Source organism: Cognatiyoonia koreensis, assembly GCF_900109295.1.
In the GTDB taxonomy this organism is placed as follows: domain Bacteria; phylum Pseudomonadota; class Alphaproteobacteria; order Rhodobacterales; family Rhodobacteraceae; genus Cognatiyoonia; species Cognatiyoonia koreensis.
The window spans coordinates 38,559-53,335 of sequence record NZ_FOIZ01000001.1; the positions used below are offsets into that span (position 1 = coordinate 38,559).

Annotated in this window: 16 protein-coding genes; 6 read left to right on the forward strand and 10 right to left on the reverse strand. The window is 57.1% G+C overall.

The annotated features are described in order from the left end of the window. The first annotated feature begins 498 nt into the window (after positions 1 to 498). From BMY44_RS00205 to BMY44_RS00215, 3 genes are read left to right on the forward strand one after another with little or no spacing between them, the layout of a single operon-like run. Entirely contained in the window at positions 499 to 1,479 is a 981-nt protein-coding gene (locus tag BMY44_RS00205) for an ABC transporter substrate-binding protein (protein ID WP_089988808.1), read from the forward strand. Between the two features lie 3 nt (positions 1,480 to 1,482). After that, positions 1,483 to 3,699, forward strand: coding sequence for an ABC transporter permease (locus BMY44_RS00210; RefSeq protein ID WP_089988811.1), 2,217 nt, complete (start codon positions 1,483 to 1,485; stop codon positions 3,697 to 3,699). Beyond that, entirely contained in the window at positions 3,696 to 4,760 is a 1,065-nt protein-coding gene (locus BMY44_RS00215; protein WP_089988813.1) for an ABC transporter ATP-binding protein, read from the forward strand. Before BMY44_RS00210 ends, BMY44_RS00215 begins: the two co-directional genes overlap by 4 nt. On the opposite strand, the gene BMY44_RS00220 is transcribed toward BMY44_RS00215, so the two are convergent. Further along, complete coding sequence (locus BMY44_RS00220) at positions 4,757 to 5,545, reverse strand: inositol monophosphatase family protein (RefSeq protein ID WP_242650442.1); 789 nt, start codon at positions 5,543 to 5,545, stop codon at positions 4,757 to 4,759. The genes BMY44_RS00215 and BMY44_RS00220 overlap by 4 nt on opposite strands. Beyond that, complete coding sequence (locus BMY44_RS00225; RefSeq protein ID WP_131801546.1) at positions 5,532 to 5,966, reverse strand: hypothetical protein; 435 nt, start codon at positions 5,964 to 5,966, stop codon at positions 5,532 to 5,534. The genes BMY44_RS00220 and BMY44_RS00225 overlap by 14 nt, the downstream gene beginning before the upstream one ends. Between BMY44_RS00225 and BMY44_RS00230 the strand changes: the two genes are divergently transcribed. Together BMY44_RS00230 and BMY44_RS00235 are read left to right on the forward strand one after the other, a co-directional pair. After that, entirely contained in the window at positions 5,955 to 6,698 is a 744-nt protein-coding gene (locus BMY44_RS00230) for a sulfite exporter TauE/SafE family protein (protein ID WP_089988818.1), read from the forward strand. The genes BMY44_RS00225 and BMY44_RS00230 overlap by 12 nt on opposite strands. A gap of 23 nt (positions 6,699 to 6,721) precedes the next feature. After that, on the forward strand, positions 6,722 to 7,342 hold the full coding sequence (locus tag BMY44_RS00235; RefSeq protein ID WP_089988821.1) for a glutathione S-transferase family protein: 621 nt from the start codon (positions 6,722 to 6,724) through the stop codon (positions 7,340 to 7,342). Here BMY44_RS00235 and BMY44_RS00240 read toward each other — a convergent pair whose 3' ends face one another. From BMY44_RS00240 to BMY44_RS00270, 7 genes are read right to left on the reverse strand one after another with little or no spacing between them, the layout of a single operon-like run. Further along, on the reverse strand, positions 7,343 to 8,008 hold the full coding sequence (locus BMY44_RS00240; RefSeq protein WP_089988824.1) for a fumarate hydratase C-terminal domain-containing protein: 666 nt from the start codon (positions 8,006 to 8,008) through the stop codon (positions 7,343 to 7,345). Continuing rightward, entirely contained in the window at positions 8,005 to 8,922 is a 918-nt protein-coding gene (locus BMY44_RS00245) for a homocysteine S-methyltransferase family protein (RefSeq protein ID WP_089988827.1), read from the reverse strand. Before BMY44_RS00245 ends, BMY44_RS00240 begins: the two co-directional genes overlap by 4 nt. Beyond that, positions 8,919 to 9,875, reverse strand: a complete 957-nt coding sequence (locus tag BMY44_RS00250) for a fumarate hydratase (protein ID WP_089988829.1) — start codon at positions 9,873 to 9,875, stop codon at positions 8,919 to 8,921. The genes BMY44_RS00245 and BMY44_RS00250 overlap by 4 nt, the downstream gene beginning before the upstream one ends. Next, positions 9,872 to 11,629, reverse strand: coding sequence for an L-aspartate oxidase (locus tag BMY44_RS00255; RefSeq protein ID WP_089988832.1), 1,758 nt, complete (start codon positions 11,627 to 11,629; stop codon positions 9,872 to 9,874). Before BMY44_RS00255 ends, BMY44_RS00250 begins: the two co-directional genes overlap by 4 nt. 1 nt (position 11,630) lies before the next feature. After that, on the reverse strand, positions 11,631 to 11,984 hold the full coding sequence (sdhC, locus tag BMY44_RS00260) for a succinate dehydrogenase, cytochrome b556 subunit (RefSeq protein ID WP_089988835.1): 354 nt from the start codon (positions 11,982 to 11,984) through the stop codon (positions 11,631 to 11,633). After that, complete coding sequence (locus BMY44_RS00265) at positions 11,981 to 12,337, reverse strand: succinate dehydrogenase/fumarate reductase transmembrane subunit (protein WP_089988838.1); 357 nt, start codon at positions 12,335 to 12,337, stop codon at positions 11,981 to 11,983. The genes sdhC and BMY44_RS00265 overlap by 4 nt, the downstream gene beginning before the upstream one ends. Further along, entirely contained in the window at positions 12,337 to 13,059 is a 723-nt protein-coding gene (locus BMY44_RS00270; RefSeq protein ID WP_089988842.1) for a succinate dehydrogenase/fumarate reductase iron-sulfur subunit, read from the reverse strand. Before BMY44_RS00270 ends, BMY44_RS00265 begins: the two co-directional genes overlap by 1 nt. Before the next feature lie 127 nt (positions 13,060 to 13,186). Here BMY44_RS00270 and BMY44_RS00275 point away from each other — a divergent pair, with 127 nt between their 5' ends. Beyond that, positions 13,187 to 14,023: a nitroreductase family protein gene (locus BMY44_RS00275; protein ID WP_089988844.1), complete on the forward strand. Its 837-nt coding sequence runs from the start codon at positions 13,187 to 13,189 to the stop codon at positions 14,021 to 14,023. A 19-nt stretch (positions 14,024 to 14,042) separates the two neighbouring features. On the opposite strand, the gene BMY44_RS00280 is transcribed toward BMY44_RS00275, so the two are convergent. Further along, positions 14,043 to 14,774 (reverse strand): proteasome-type protease, encoded by a 732-nt coding sequence (locus BMY44_RS00280; protein WP_089988847.1) that lies wholly within the window; start codon positions 14,772 to 14,774, stop codon positions 14,043 to 14,045. Positions 14,775 to 14,777: the final 3 nt, after the last annotated feature.

Below are 14,777 nucleotides of genomic sequence, written 5' to 3' on the forward strand. Positions count from 1 at the left end.
TCGGACGTTGCGTGTATGTCGAAGCCTTCGAAACAGCACGCGTTTTCACGGTCACTGCGCCAAGCGCTTGAAAAACTATTCCATCAGCCGGTCGGTCACGCCTTCAGGTGTCTTGTCTCATCCTCAGCGTGGCACAGGACAATGACGGCGTACCGGTCGGCTGATTTGCATAGACACTTTTTGTAACGGAAGCCGTTTCAATAGCGCGTAGACCGGCGATTTTTTGATCAATGGAACTGCCTTATTTCGGGTGCTCCGGCTCGCGACCCACACACGCAGATTGGCCGGTGCGCTAGGTCCAGACCAACCTACAACTCCGTAAAAAAGACATCCTTCACAGAAAATGGCGACCTGTAAGGCTTCTGACGAAATCCTTTACAAGCGCGCAACCATTTCCCTAAGCTTTGAGCACAAACAGAGCAAGAATGCTCAAGGGGGGATATCGTGAATATTAATACAACATCTCGCATCACGTTTGGTGCGACAGCACTTGCCTTGATGACGGCTGCAAATGCGGCGTCCGCGGACAAACTGACATTCTACTGTTCCGCACAGGAAGAATGGTGCCAGTTGATGGCCAACAGTTTTCAGGACACGACCGGAATTGAAGTCGCCATGACCCGCAAGTCTTCGGGCGAAACGTTTGCCCAGATCAAAGCAGAAAGCAGCAACCCGCGCGGTGACGTCTGGTGGGGTGGTACGGGTGATCCGCATTTGCAGGCTGCCGAAGAGGGGCTGACGGCCGAATATATCTCTCCCATGCGCGACCAGTTGCATCCTTGGGCGATCAGTCAGGCGGAAAGCGCTGACAACAAGACGATCGGTATTTATTCAGGTGCATTGGGCTTTGGCTACAATACGGACCTGCTGGCCGCCAATGATTTGCCCACGCCTGCCTGTTGGGAAGACTTGTTGAAGCCTGAGTTCAAGGGCCACGTCCAGATGGCGAACCCGAATTCATCCGGAACGGCATATACGACACTGGCAACCATGGTGCAGCTTTTCGGGGAAGATGAAGGCTTTGAATACATGGCCGGGCTGCATGCCAACATCAACCAATATACAAAGTCGGGTTCAGCGCCGATCAAGGCGGCTGGCCGTGGTGAAAACACGATTGGTATCGTTTTCCTGCATGACGCAGTTGCGCAAGCGGTAAGTGGTTTCCCGATCGTTCCCGTCGCCCCATGCGAAGGAACAGGCTATGAGATCGGGTCGATGTCCATCATCGACGGTGCGCGCAATATGGAAAGCGCGCAGGCATTCTATGATTGGGCCCTTTCGGCAGAGGCCCAGAACCTCGCGCTTGAGGTAAACGCCTTTCAGGTGCCATCCAACATGAATGCGGAGACGTCGCCAAGTGCGCCCGACATGAGCCAGATCACCTTGATCGACTATGATTTCCGGACCTACGGTTCATCTGACACGCGTCAGCGGTTGCTGCAGAAATGGGACGAAGAGGTATCGATTCTGCCGCAGTAAGACGTGGCACATACCTTAAAGAAAGGTGGCTCCAACCCGGTCTTGGTCTTTTGGATTATCGCCGGGTTGGTCGGCTTTTGCCTGCTGCCATGGTATGGGATCGAAGATTTCTTTCGCTTCGAATGGATCGTTGAAGGCTATCCGTTTGACGCGGACTATGCACCGGGCGCGTTTTTGGTTGCCCAAGGTGAAAAGGTCTGGCTGACTCCGCTGTTCATCCCGCTTTTGATGCCGTTTCTGGTGCTTCGCCGCGGCAAGAGTGACCCGCTATATGCAAAGATACTGATCCTTGCGGGGTCATTTGGTTTTGGATGGTTGATCATTCAAGGCTTTTCCATCGGCATTCGTGGCTGGAATTTCGGCTGGATGGAAGCTGCGTTCGGCGAATTGAATGATCGCCAGTTTGGGATGGGCTATGGTGCGCTGATCTGTGCGTCGGCCTTCTTGTTCATCCTGACGCAGGGCATTGCAGCGCGCGGTGCGATCAACGGTGACGTCTTCGTCGTCAGTTCCATCGGCGGGGTCGTCGTGATTGTCACCGCGTTCGTGTTTTTTCCCATCGCCAAGATGCTTACGGCCGCGTTTATCACGCAGGACGGGGGCTATTCCTTCTTTGTCTTTGCGTCCAAATTTTTTGATGACCGACTTTGGGGCCTTGGCTGTCTGACCGGCGGACGTTGTGGCGTTGCATGGAATTCGCTTTTTCTTGCGGTGCTTGTCGGGTTTCTGACGACAGTCTTGGGGCTTTTCTTTGCGCTGGTCGTCACGCGGTCTGGCTTTCGTTACAAGCGGGTTCTGCGTGCGCTTACCGTGCTGCCGGTGATCACGCCGCCGTTTGTGATCGGTCTTGCGTTGATCCTTCTTTTTGGCCTGTCGGGATCGGTTACTGTCTTTTTTGCCGATCTCTTTGGTGTGCAACCGACCCGCTGGCTTTACGGGATGCCGGGTGTTTTGATCGCGCAAACGCTGGCATTTACCCCAATCGCCTTTCTTGTGTTGATTGGCGTCGTCGAAGGCGTGTCACCGTCCATGGAGGAAGCGGCACAGACGTTGCGCGCGAGCAAATGGCAAGTATTCAAAACCGTTTCCCTGCCTTTGATGCGGCCGGGACTGGCGAATGCGTTTCTATTGGGGTTCATCGAAAGCATGGCTGATTTCGGCAACCCGCTGGTGCTGGGGGGCAATTTTGACGTGCTGTCGACGGAAATCTTTTTTGCGATCGTGGGGGCCCAATATGATCAGGGCAAAGCTGCGGTGCTCGCGATGGTGTTGCTTAGCTTCACGTTGGGCGCGTTCTATGCGCAGCGGTTCTGGCTGGGCAAAAAAAGCTACACAACCGTCTCGGGCAAGGGCGATAGCGGGGTGCATCCGCATATGCCGCAAGCTCTATCGATCCCCGTTCTGATGATCGCGCTGGGCTGGGCGGCCTTCACGATCGTGGTCTATCTGATGATCCTCTATGGGTCCGTCGTAGAGCTTTGGGGTGTGAACAACACACTGACCTTCAAGCATTACGTCACGGCGTTCTCGGTGCGGTTTGAAGACGAAGGCATCCGCTGGACCGGTTCTGCATGGAACAGTTTCTGGACGACCCTGCAGATTGCCGGTATCGCCGCACCTTTGACAGCCATTGTTGGCCTCATCACCGCGTATCTTCTGACGCGGCAGACATTCGCGGGCAAGAATGCGTTTGAATTCGGCACAATGCTGTCTTTCGCGATCCCAGGCACGGTGATCGGTGTCAGTTACATCCTCGCCTTCAATGTCCCGCCGATCGAGATCACGGGGACCGGCATCATCCTTGTCGTCAGTTTCATCTTCCGCAACATGCCCGTGGGCGTGCGGGCAGGCATCGCGAGCATGTCGCAGCTGGACAAATCGCTCGACGAAAGCTCGCTGACGCTGGGTGCGAATTCATGGCAGACCTTCCGGCGCGTGATCCTACCGCTGCTGCGGCCTGCGATCCTCGCTGCGCTTGTCTACAGCTTTGTCCGCGCGATGACGGCGATTTCGGCGGTGATCTTCCTTGTCTCAGCAGAGTATGACATGGCAACCAGCTATATCATCGGTCGGGTCGAGAATAACGATTATGGCCTTGCGATTGCCTATTCAACGACGCTGATCTTTGTGATGCTGAGCGTTGTTCTGGCCATGCAGCTGATCGTCGGACGGATCAACATCGGCAGGCGTGCGGCCTCTGGACCGAAGGGAAAGACATGAGCATCAATGCGAAGGCCGCCCCGGTCAGTTTCCGAAATGTGACCAAAATCTACGGCAAGGATGTCGTCGCTGTGGATAATATCAATCTGGAAATCGAGGCGGGCAAACTCGTCACGCTGCTCGGCCCTTCTGGCTGCGGCAAGACCACAACCCTGCGGATGATCGCAGGGCTAGAGATTGCATCAAAGGGGTCGATCCATATCGGGGATCAGGATGTAACGCTTTTGCCTGCGACCGACCGGGACGTATCGATGGTGTTTCAATCCTACGCCCTTTTTCCGCATATGACGGTGATGGAAAACGTGTCTTACGGCCTAACGTTTTCCGGCTTTGACAAGTCCGAGACGCGTGATCGTGCGCAACAGGGGTTGGATCTTGTGGGGCTGAAAGGTTTTGGTGATCGCCTGCCATCAGAGCTATCTGGCGGTCAGCAGCAACGTGTCGCGGTCGCACGCGCACTGGTGCTTGAGCCGCAGGTTCTGCTTTTTGATGAGCCGCTCTCGAACCTTGACGCAAAGCTGCGTCGTCAAGTGCGCGAGGACATCCGTGACATCCAGCAAGACCTTGGCCTGACCGTTGTTTACGTGACCCATGATCAGGAGGAGGCACTCGCTGTTTCAGACGAAATCGTGGTGATGCGTAATGCAGGGATTGCGCAGGTCGGTGCGCCGCGCGAGCTGTATGACGCGCCTGCCGACAAATTTGTTGCCGACTTTATCGGAGAGGCAAATATCATCCCGTGCGACATCATAGATGTGAAAGGTGACACCGCGCATATTGCGATCGGTACGCTCAAGCATCAACTGTCTGCACGTGATATGATGCCGGGGCCTGCAAATCTTGCAGTGCGTCCAACGCGTTTCAAACTGGGTGCTGCGGGCGGGGTGCCGATGAAGGTGGAAAAAGCGACTTATGTCGGCAGTCGCATGGAATACACATTGGCGGCCCATTTCGGGACGGTCTTTGTGGTCAGTGAAGACGTGGATGGCCCCTTGGCCATCGGAGATACCGTAATGGTCGGGCTGGATCGGATCGGGCCGGTCTTGTTGGCGGTCGACTAAGTGCCATAAGATGCATTCGCAATCGCCACCAGATCGTCAAAAATGCCTGCGTTTCCTGCGATAACACGCCCGCCATTGGCAATCATGCTGTCTGCGGATTGCGTCTCGATACGGCCGCCCGCTTCGGCGATAATCAACTGGCCGGCAAGGCAATCCCACGCGTTCATGTGCTCTTCTATGTAGCCGATCAATCTGCCTGCTGCGACATAGGCCAGTGACAATGCACCGGACCCGTTGCGATGAAAGACACCATCGCGCTTGATCAGTTCCTCGATGATCCGCAGAGTTGCGGACTTGTCCGAGCGATTGCAGTAGCCGGTGCTGACGCTGCCACGATCAAAAGCCGCGTCCGTGGCCATTTTCAAAGTTTCACCATTCAGCGTTGCCCCGCCTTTGCGGACAGCCTGGTAGGTTTCGTCGTGCATCGGGTCGTGTATCACACCAAACTCGGTCATATCATCTTTGACGACAGCCAGCACGACGCACCAAGCGGGCATCGCATTGATGAAATTGCTTGTACCGTCAATCGGGTCAATGACCCAGCGATAGCCTGTTGTTCCGGTCTTTACGGCATGTTCCTCTCCCACAATGCCATCGTCGGGAAAGGCTTCTTCGATGAGGGATCGGATATGCAGCTCAACGTTCTGGTCTGCTTCCGTTACAAAGTCCTGAACGCCCTTGTCGACGATCTCGATGCTGCCGATACGGGCGAAGTAGTCTTTGGCCAAGGCTCCCCCACTTTGCGCGATTTTGATCGCAGCCGACGCACGGTCATTCAAAGCCATTCCACATTCCACCTTCATGGTCTTCATAATTGGTCTGGTTACTTTGTGCCGGAAATCCCTGAATTGGAACTGTTGCTTTTCGTGTTGATCCGAATTGGCAATCAGCGTCGCGGAATTCCATGCGATGAGAAATTGAGGCTGCAGACACGGTTAAAGAGGGCGCATTGTTGCGCACGATGAGGAATACATCGGCGTTGCCTTCAGGATGGTGGATCAGCAAATCAGCGTCGGATAGTGCCGCAAACTGTCCGTGGATGCCCGTACATCTGCGTTCCGCGTTGCGGCTGTGTTGGCCAGTCCATAGGGTGCCACCAAACCAAAGCGCCAATTGCGCGTCGATTGCGGGAATGCGAGTGATGACAATACGACGGCCGCGCAACGGCGTGCAGACCCGTGAGGTAAGCGGGTAATGGATGTGCAAACAATCATGTTCCTTGGCATTGGTGCCATAGCCGGGGGTTTTATTAACGGGCTTTCGGGAACGGGAACGGCACTTTTTGCATTGGGTTTCTACCTTGTCGTTCTTGATCCCGTGACGGCGGTGGCGATTGTTGCGCTCATGTCGGTTCTGGCCGGGTTGCAGGGGGTTTGGATTGTCAGGGCCGAGATATTTGCCCAGCCTAGACGGTTATTGCGTTTTGTACTGCCTGGCTTGCTGGGAATACCGCTTGGCCTGTCGCTTTTGAACGTGATTGATGCGGGCACGCTGCGGATAGCGATCGCGGTCATGTTGATCGTTTATGGCGGTTACTTTGGCTTTCGCGCTGCTTTGCCAGCCTTTTCCCGACCGACCCCATGGATAGACAAGGGTGTTGGTTTTGTTGGCGGTGTCTGTGGTGGTGTCGGGGCTGTTTCTGGTGCTTTTCCGGCAATGTGGTTGTCGATCCGACCCTGGACGAAGTCGGAAACACGGGCGGTTCTGCAACCTTTCAATGTGGTGATCCTAAGCACGACGATCTGCCTATTGGCCTTGCGAGGTGCCTATGACGCAACGGCGGTGCAGGCGCTCCTTTTGACTGTGCCAGTCGGTTTGGTTGCAGCACAGGTTGGCATCATGGTTTTTCGCAAGCTGACCGATACGGGGTTCCGCAGATTGCTGATCATTCTGACCCTATTGATGGGGCTGGGTGTGCTGGCCAGCGAACTATTCTGAGCGCGACGGGTGAGGAAAGGCAGATGCTGAAGTTTTACTATTCCAAAGGTTCGTCCGCGCTGGCGGCGCATATTCTATTGCTTGAGGTCGCCGCCGATTTTGCGGCGATCGAAGTGCCGATCGGGCAGGGGTCGCACCAGCAGGCGGACTTTCTGGCGCGCAATCCGAAAGGGCGCATTCCGGTACTGGAAACACCAGACGGGGTCATCACCGAAAACCCGGCCATCCTTGAGTATATCGCTGCGACGCATCCGGCATCCGCCACCTTACCGAACGGCATTTTCGCGCAGTCAGAGGCGCGGTCACTTTGCGCCTATCTTTGTGCGACGGTACATGTCGCCTTTGCGCATCTGAAGCGCGCCCCGCGCTGGGCAGACACGATCGCGGCACAGGATGACATGCGGCAGGTCGCGCCGCGCAATCTTGCGGCGTGTGCCGCCTATCTTGACCAGTGTCTGCGTCTTGGCCCATGGGCAATGGGATCATCCTACACCTATTGTGACCCCTATCTGTTCCTGATCGGACATTGGTTAGCAGCGGCGGACGTTTCGCTGGCACCATATGAACGCCTCGTAGCCCACAGGGATGCCATGCTTGCCCGTCCGGCGACGCAGGCAGCTATGGCTGCACATGATCTGGACTGATCAGATCACCTCATCCGTGCGATCATCGCTTTCGCCATAGCGTTTGAGGACCGCTGGCTTCGTTCCCTCGTAAACGCGCGCGACATTTTGCGCGATCTTCGCGTTTTCACGTTCGAACAGACAATCCCCATTCAGGTCAGACGCAACGATAAACGGACCCATGCGGTTGCATTTGATCACCCACATCGCCTGCGCCAACCCCAGTTCCTCGTTCCAGTGTACCGCCTCGACTCTTTCGACACCGCGCCCCAAGAGCGCGCCGGTGCCATAGCCGACGGTAGACAGATACACCGCACCATTCGGCACGAAATACTCTTTGTAGTCCCTGGACGTCATGCCGCCTTTGCCGACGATCAATTTGGCACCCGTTTTGGCCATCCACTCGGGCAACCATTTTGCAAACCGGAATGACGCAGTGGCCGTTACCGCGCCCATGTCAAAAGACCCGTCCGCATTGATCCGCGCTGCAGGGGAGCAATGAAAATTCGCGGCCGACTGGCTAGGCAATTCCATCGGGATGTTGGCCTTGTCTTCAAGCGCGCGCATGTAGACGCCCTCGCGCGCGGTGTACATCAGCCCGTCCAGATAGACGACGTCGCCAAGGCGCAGGTCGGCGATGGCTTCGGGGGTTGGTGTCGTGGACAGGCGGACCTCGCGCGGGCTCATTGTATCGCACCTACACGTTTCGCCATCGCGTCCAGATGGCGCAGATCGGTCCCGCAGCAGCCCCCGAATACCCCCAGTGCCGGGTGCGCACGCAAGAGGCCGGCAACCTGCTCTGCAAGCTCGACCGGGTCGCCGTCATCCAGTTGGGTAGCCTCGTCCAGCTCAGCATGAGAGCATCTGGACGCGTTCACGACGACGCCGCGAATGCGTGTATTGCCCGACAGCTTATCTGCAAAGTGATCGGGATGGGCGCAGTTGATCATGTAATAGACCGGACTGGTGTTCGTTGCCGCGTCCGTTTGTGCAATCGCGTCATCGAGCTGCTGGCCGCTTGGCAGTCGACCATCTGTTTCGACAGTGAAGGCGATGACGCAGGGGATGCTAAGTTTATTAGCGGCGCGGGCAATGCCAATCGCCTCGGGTGAATTGCTTAATGTGTATGCGCTCAACAGATCGATCTCTGTGCCGATGAGGCTTGCGATCTGTGCTGCGTGATACGATTCTGCATCGTCTGGTGACATGGTTTGGTCTGCGGTGTAAGCGTCCCTCCGCGGACCGATGTTGGCGCTGATGAGCACATTGGACGTGTCGTGCTCCGAACGTATTTCAGCCAGAAATCCAATCGCATCGCGGTTCACCGTGATGAGGCCTTGTTCATTATATCCAAGTGCGCGCGCCCGATCAGCATTCGCCATCCATGTGACACTTTCCAGAATCGTGCCGATCCCGTGCCGCGCCGCCAGATCAATCTGGCGTTTTACATAATCGGCCAAAAGTAACCTGGTGTCTTCCTTTTCCAGCAGCGGAAAACTTGCGAACCCCGGAAGATCGATCCCCTGATTGAAAATCAGATCCGTTTCCATGCCGGTCCAGACGACAAAGCGCTTGTCCGACTGATGCGGCAACAGTGTCATTCTGTTGCCTCTTGAACTGGTTCCCATTCTACAGTTTCGCGGCGTTGATATGGGGTGAACCAATCCGGGTCTGTGCGGTGTTCGACGCGCCCGTCCGCGTAAATGCGTGCCACTGCCCGGCGTGACGACAGGCAGAAGGCGTGCACCGACATGGGCAATCCGCCGGTGTGACAATAGCCAACTTCGATGTGGCAATCGATTACCATGTTCTTGCCGACAAAGCCCATGGCCCCCATGCCGATGGAATTGCCAAGCTCTTTGAATTCATCTTCTATTGCGGCGATTTTCGGATCGGGGTTGCGGCTGCCGACAATGCGCAGGGTCGAAGCCCGTTTGCCAAGCGTCATGCAGATGTCCTTTGATCCGCCAAGTCCGATCCCGATGATTGCCGGTTGGCAAGCTAGGCCGCGCTTGCCGAAGGCCATGAGACTGTCGAGATAGAACCGCTTGATCCCCTGAACGCCGTCAGACGGAAACAGCATCCGGTAGTCGGTGCCGAACAATCCGCCCTTGTGCACAGTGATCAGGTCGATCCACGCACCGTCCGGTTCGAAGGTGTATTCGATTTCCGGGGCACCGATCCCGACGTTGTTGTTATGATCCGTGCGCCAAAGCGGATGTACCCGGTTCGGGCGCAGGGGGACCCCGTTGGTGGCGTTGGCGGTCGCGCGACGCAGCGCGGCTTCGAGCGCGACCATCCCGCCTTCGATCTGCGCTTCGTTTCCCATTTTCACGAACCAGCGCGGCACGCCAGTGTCGCCGCACATCGCGCGGCGGTCTTCTTTGGCGGCCTCGTAGTTGTCGAGCATCGCTTTCAGCACGAAGGAAGAAAGGTCGCCGTCCTCGGTTCGCGCGGCCTCTTGTAGGCCTTCCAGATAATCCTGAGGGATTTCAATGGCGGCCTTGTCCATGAGGGTTTCGGCAGTCGATTGAATGAGGTGAATGGGGATCATGTAGCTGACACGAGCGTTTCGGGTGCGCCTTTGGGCATGATCGTCGCGCCCGGACGCACAATGCTGAATGCGACCGGCCTGCTTAAAACCTTTAACATGTCTCCGTCTTTTTGTGCCACCGTAAACTCGCTTTGCTCCATCGTGCCCGGTTCGGGAAAATCCTCGCGGTAGTGTGCGCCGCGCGAGTTTTCGCGGGCGAGCCCCGCCCTTGTGATCACTTCTGATATATCACAAAGCGAGCGCAGGTTCAGCCAGTCATGCCAAGTGAGATTGAACGCTAGATTATCGGCTGCGATTCCAACATCCATCAAGGCGTCAGACACGGTTGCGATACCTTTCAAGCCTCTCTCCATTGCTGCTTTGGTGCGCATCACGCCGACGTCTTCCCACATCAGATCCTGCAACTGTTTGCGCAAGGGCAGCACCAAGCCCGGCGTCCGGGTCAGCGGATGGACTGCCCTTTCGAACTCCGCGGCCAGCACATCTTCATCCGGGGCGCGCAGCGCCATGGCGCGGACTTCGGTGCCCATGACATCGCCAGCAATCCCGCCGAACACTGTGGAATTGGCAACGCCGTTGCCGCCCAGCCGGTTTGATCCGTGGGCACCGCCTGCGTCTTCACCCGCGACATAGAGCCCTTCCATTTCTGTGCGCGTATCCACATCCACCATAACGCCCCCCATGAAGTAATGCGCGGTCGGCACCACCTCGACCTTTCCTGCAGCCAGATCAAACCCGCTGTCCTCGCAGCGCTTGACCATCCCCTTGAACTTGGCCCGCACGTTTTCAGGGCCAAGGTGCGCCATGGAAATGAACACGCCTTCCTGCTTGGGATCATTGGACTTGCGCATCTCGGCATAGATGCCGCGGCTGACCACGTCGCGCGTAGCCCGTTCGCCTTTGGCGTCATAGTCGAACATGAACCGCTGGCCTGCGTGGTTTAGCAACTGGCCACCCGCGCCGCGCAGGCCTTCTTCAAGCACGGTGCCAGTCATGCGCGTGTGATCACCTGCCAAAAGGCCCGTGGGGTGAAATTGCACCATCTCCATGTCGCGTAGCGGCAGACCCGCGCGCAGGGCCATGGCAAGACCGTCCATCGTCTTGTCGCCACTTGGCGTGTGATACTTGTACATCGTCGGCCCGCCGCCGGTGCCCATCATGACGCATTTTGCCCGCACAAGCCGGAACCGTCCGGTGCGCATGTCTATCATCAGGACACCGGCGATGGCCGATCCGTCCGTCGTTGGGATCAGGCCGACGGCGCGATGTTCCTGCAGCTTTTCAACGCCAGAGGCGAGAACCTTTTCCATCAAACGGTTGATGATCTCGATCCCTGTCAGATCGCCCTTGTGAACTGTGCGGTCTGCCGTCTGACCGGCAAACGCTTTCTGGTGCAGAGACCCGTCCGGGTTTCGGTCAAAGAAGCAGCCAATTTCGTTCTCCAGCTCTCGGATGCGCACGACCGCCTGTTCGCAAAGCCGCCACGCCATTTCCTGATTGGGCAGCCACTTGCCGCCTTCGATCGTATCCATGAAATGCCGCTCGACCGTATCGCCACCGCCCAGCGCGACATTGTAGCCACCTTGGACCATGCGGGTGCAGCCGCATTTGCCGATCAGTCCTTTAACGGCAATCGTGATCCTGGTGCCTTCGGGGGCGGATTGCCTGGCGTGGAGTGCAGCAAACAGTCCAGCGCCGCCGGAGCCGAGGATCAGGATATCGGTATCGTGGCGGTCTATGTCGGACAAGCGCATGTCAGATCGCCTTGAGCAGAAAGAGCGTGGCAATCAGGAACGACACGGCCGTCGCCAACGCAGCGAGCGTTTTCTGCGGTGACGACCATGGCAACCATTCCAAAGCCATCAGGCGCAGACCACCGAACATATGGACCGCCAGAAGGAAGACAAGCCCAAATTCCGCAAGCTTGATGACGCCGCTTTCGGTCAATGAGAGGAAGCCATCCAGCCGCGCCGGGCTTGTGATCGCAAGCGAGAGCACCCACAAGTGCAGCGGCAGGAACAGCGCTAACCCGATGCCGGACAGACGATGCAGGATGTGGGCGAGCCACAACGGATGTGCGCGCGCAGTAATGCCAGCAGTTGCCTTCATCCCGCACCTCCGCCCGGTCCAATGGCATAGGTTACGCCCCAAACGGCCCGCGCTCCGAGCAGTAGCAAGCAGGCACCAATGATCCACATGAACAAATCCAGGACGCGACCGTTCAGGCCGCCCCATTCATGCGCGACCGCGCGCAATCCGATCGAGCCGTGGACCGACACAGCCAGAACGAAACTGCCGTAAAACAGAAACCACATCAGCGATCCTCGCGTGCGGTCAAGAATTTCTGCAGCACTCAGGCCGCCCTGCACCGCGTAGATCATGACGGCCAGATGCATGATGACGAAGGGTGCCATCAGCAGGGCGGTGATCCGTTGCAACATGTAAAGGCGTAAGGTCAGCATCAACGGTGCCTTTTGAAGAACAATCGTGCCGTCTCGCGTTTCAGTCCGGCTATGGCAGTCATCGGGTCCAATTCATTCGGGCAATAGGTCGTACAGGACCCCATTGCATGGCAGTTGTGGCACCCGTCACGACCGGACACGGCGTCCAGTATTGTCGCGCGGCCGGCGTCCTTTGCGTCGTTCAGCAAAGTCCACGCCCGTTGCAATGCTGCTGGGCCCAGATAATCCGGGTTGCCTGCAACGGTATCGCAGGCCGCGTAGCAAACGGAACAGTTGATACATTCAATTCCTGCATCTGCATTGGCGCGTTCGGGACTTTGCGTGTCCACCGGCGCAATTGGATCATCGCGGGTTAGCGTGCCGTGGTGCAGACCTTCAGCAGCGATCCATTTGTCAAAGAACGGGTCCATATCGGCGACAAGATCCTTGACCACGGGCAGATTGCGCAGCGGTTCAAGTGTGACATTGCCACCGTTCAGCACTTTGGAAATCTGCGTCCGGCATGTCCAGCGCGGCACACTGTTCACCATCATCGCGCAAGAGCCGCACATGCCGACCCGGCAGGCAAAGCGGTAGCTCAGCGTCGGGTCTTCGTTTTGCTGCACCCATGTGACAGCGTCCAGCACGGTTTGATTTGCATAGGTGGGCACATCGAAGACACGCCGCGCATCCGGCGTGTCTGGGCCACGCCGGATTGTGACCGTGAAGCTGTCCGCTGGCATAAAATGCGCCTTTCAAGAAATGGGGCATCCATGACAGACTATACATGACAGGCGGCTCGAAAGAAGGCGAAGTTTGCGGCTTTCTGCAGTCCGATTGTAACGGCGCGGCAAGCGCGGGAAAGGCAAGATGGGACAGGACTCCAAACTCCACTCAGCGCTGCACGCACGCTTTTGCGACGCTCTATTGGATGTCGATACGTTTTCTGACCACGACTTGATTGCAAACATGGCTGCGCGTGGCTCCTGTCGGACTTTTCGGCCCGAACCTGTGCCTGACGGGTGGCTTGATCTTCTATGTGCCATCGCGATGTCCGCCCCGACCAAAAGCGATTTGCAGCAGCGCGACATAATACTGCTGAAATCTGACGCGGTCCGGAGTGAACTTTCCCGGCTTGTTGCGGGCCAGGACTGGGTGGCAAAGGCCCCGATGATCGCAATTTTCTGCGGAAATAACCGTCGTCAGAGGTTACTCCACGAAATCCACGACGTGCCATTCGCCAACGATCATTTCGATGCTGTCTTCAATGCGGCGGGCGATGCGGCCATCTCTTTGGGTGCGTTTGTCACTGCGGCGGAAGCGATGGGACTTGGCTGCTGTCCGATCAGTGCCGTGCGCAATGAATCTGCTGCCGTGTCAAAACTGCTTGGCCTACCGAACCATGTCTTTCCGTTTGCCGGTCTGGCGGTGGGTTTTCCGGAGAGTGCGGCATCGATCTCGCCACGTCTGCCGCTGCGCGTCACCTGTCACACTGATCGCTATGGCGAGGAGAACCTGAAAGAAGCGGTTCGTGATTACGACACTTCGCGCGCTGCAGCGCTGCCTTATGCGCGGCAGCGCAACGTCGAAACCTTTGGCGAAAGCGCGGACTACGGCTGGTCCGAAGACAAGGTGCGGCAATACAGCCAGCCAGAGCGGGCGGATTTCGGGGCCTACATTCGTGCGATTGGCTTCAAGCTGGACTGAAACGCCCCCTGCGCCGTGTTTAGATTTCGTAGGGCGGCAACTGATCCAAGGCATTCTTCAACGCATCGCCCCAGCGGGATGAAATGCGCTTGTAAACCGGGTCATCCGTTTCGATCCGCGCTGTCCGATCGACATCATAGCTGTCGCTCTCGTAGACCTGCAGATCGAACGGCAGACCAACGGACAAGTTCGATTTCACAGTACTGTCAAAGGACACTATGAGCAGTTTCAACGCATCCTCAAAGGCAAGGTCGGCGTCATAGGCGCGCACAAGAATGGGTTTGCCATACTTTGTTTCGCCGATCTGGAAAAATGGGGAATCCGCTGACACCTCGATAAAGTTGCCTTCGGGATAGACAAGGAAGATGGTGGGCTTGCCGCCTTTGATCTGACCGCCGACGATCACGGATGCGCCGAACTGATCAGCAGCTGACGGGGACGACGGAGTGCTGTAGGCGATGACCTCTTTCAGCGTGGCACCCACCAGTCGGGCAACCTGAAACATCGTTGGCTGGTTCAGAATGCCGGGGTCGCGATCAGCAACCGCTTCGGACCTTTCGTTCAGAAGGCTGATCATCGCCTGCGTCGTCGCCAGATTTCCAGCCGTCATGATCGTGATCGCGCGTTCGCCGGGAATTGACCAACTGAACATCTTGCGGGTCGTCGAGAAGTTATCGACCCCTGCATTCGTGCGTGTGTCGGCCATGAAAACAAGACCTTTGTTCAAACGCAAGCCAACGCAATATGTCATGGA

Bases quoted from the DNA above. Each gene is read 5' to 3' on its own strand.
- BMY44_RS00205 (WP_089988808.1), top strand. From the start codon at position 499: ATGACGGCTGCAAATGCGGCGTCCGCGGACAAACTGACATTCTACTGT.
- BMY44_RS00215 (WP_089988813.1), top strand. From the start codon at position 3,696: ATGAGCATCAATGCGAAGGCCGCCCCGGTCAGTTTCCGAAATGTGACC.
- BMY44_RS00220 (WP_242650442.1), bottom strand. From the start codon at position 5,545: ATGGCTTTGAATGACCGTGCGTCGGCTGCGATCAAAATCGCGCAAAGT.
- BMY44_RS00230 (WP_089988818.1), top strand. From the start codon at position 5,955: ATGGATGTGCAAACAATCATGTTCCTTGGCATTGGTGCCATAGCCGGG.
- BMY44_RS00235 (WP_089988821.1), top strand. From the start codon at position 6,722: ATGCTGAAGTTTTACTATTCCAAAGGTTCGTCCGCGCTGGCGGCGCAT.
- BMY44_RS00240 (WP_089988824.1), bottom strand. From the start codon at position 8,008: ATGAGCCCGCGCGAGGTCCGCCTGTCCACGACACCAACCCCCGAAGCC.
- BMY44_RS00245 (WP_089988827.1), bottom strand. From the start codon at position 8,922: ATGACACTGTTGCCGCATCAGTCGGACAAGCGCTTTGTCGTCTGGACC.
- BMY44_RS00250 (WP_089988829.1), bottom strand. From the start codon at position 9,875: ATGATCCCCATTCACCTCATTCAATCGACTGCCGAAACCCTCATGGAC.
- BMY44_RS00255 (WP_089988832.1), bottom strand. From the start codon at position 11,629: ATGCGCTTGTCCGACATAGACCGCCACGATACCGATATCCTGATCCTC.
- sdhC (WP_089988835.1), bottom strand. From the start codon at position 11,984: ATGAAGGCAACTGCTGGCATTACTGCGCGCGCACATCCGTTGTGGCTC.
- BMY44_RS00265 (WP_089988838.1), bottom strand. From the start codon at position 12,337: ATGCTGACCTTACGCCTTTACATGTTGCAACGGATCACCGCCCTGCTG.
- BMY44_RS00270 (WP_089988842.1), bottom strand. From the start codon at position 13,059: ATGCCAGCGGACAGCTTCACGGTCACAATCCGGCGTGGCCCAGACACG.
- BMY44_RS00275 (WP_089988844.1), top strand. From the start codon at position 13,187: ATGGGACAGGACTCCAAACTCCACTCAGCGCTGCACGCACGCTTTTGC.
- BMY44_RS00280 (WP_089988847.1), bottom strand. From the start codon at position 14,774: ATGACATATTGCGTTGGCTTGCGTTTGAACAAAGGTCTTGTTTTCATG.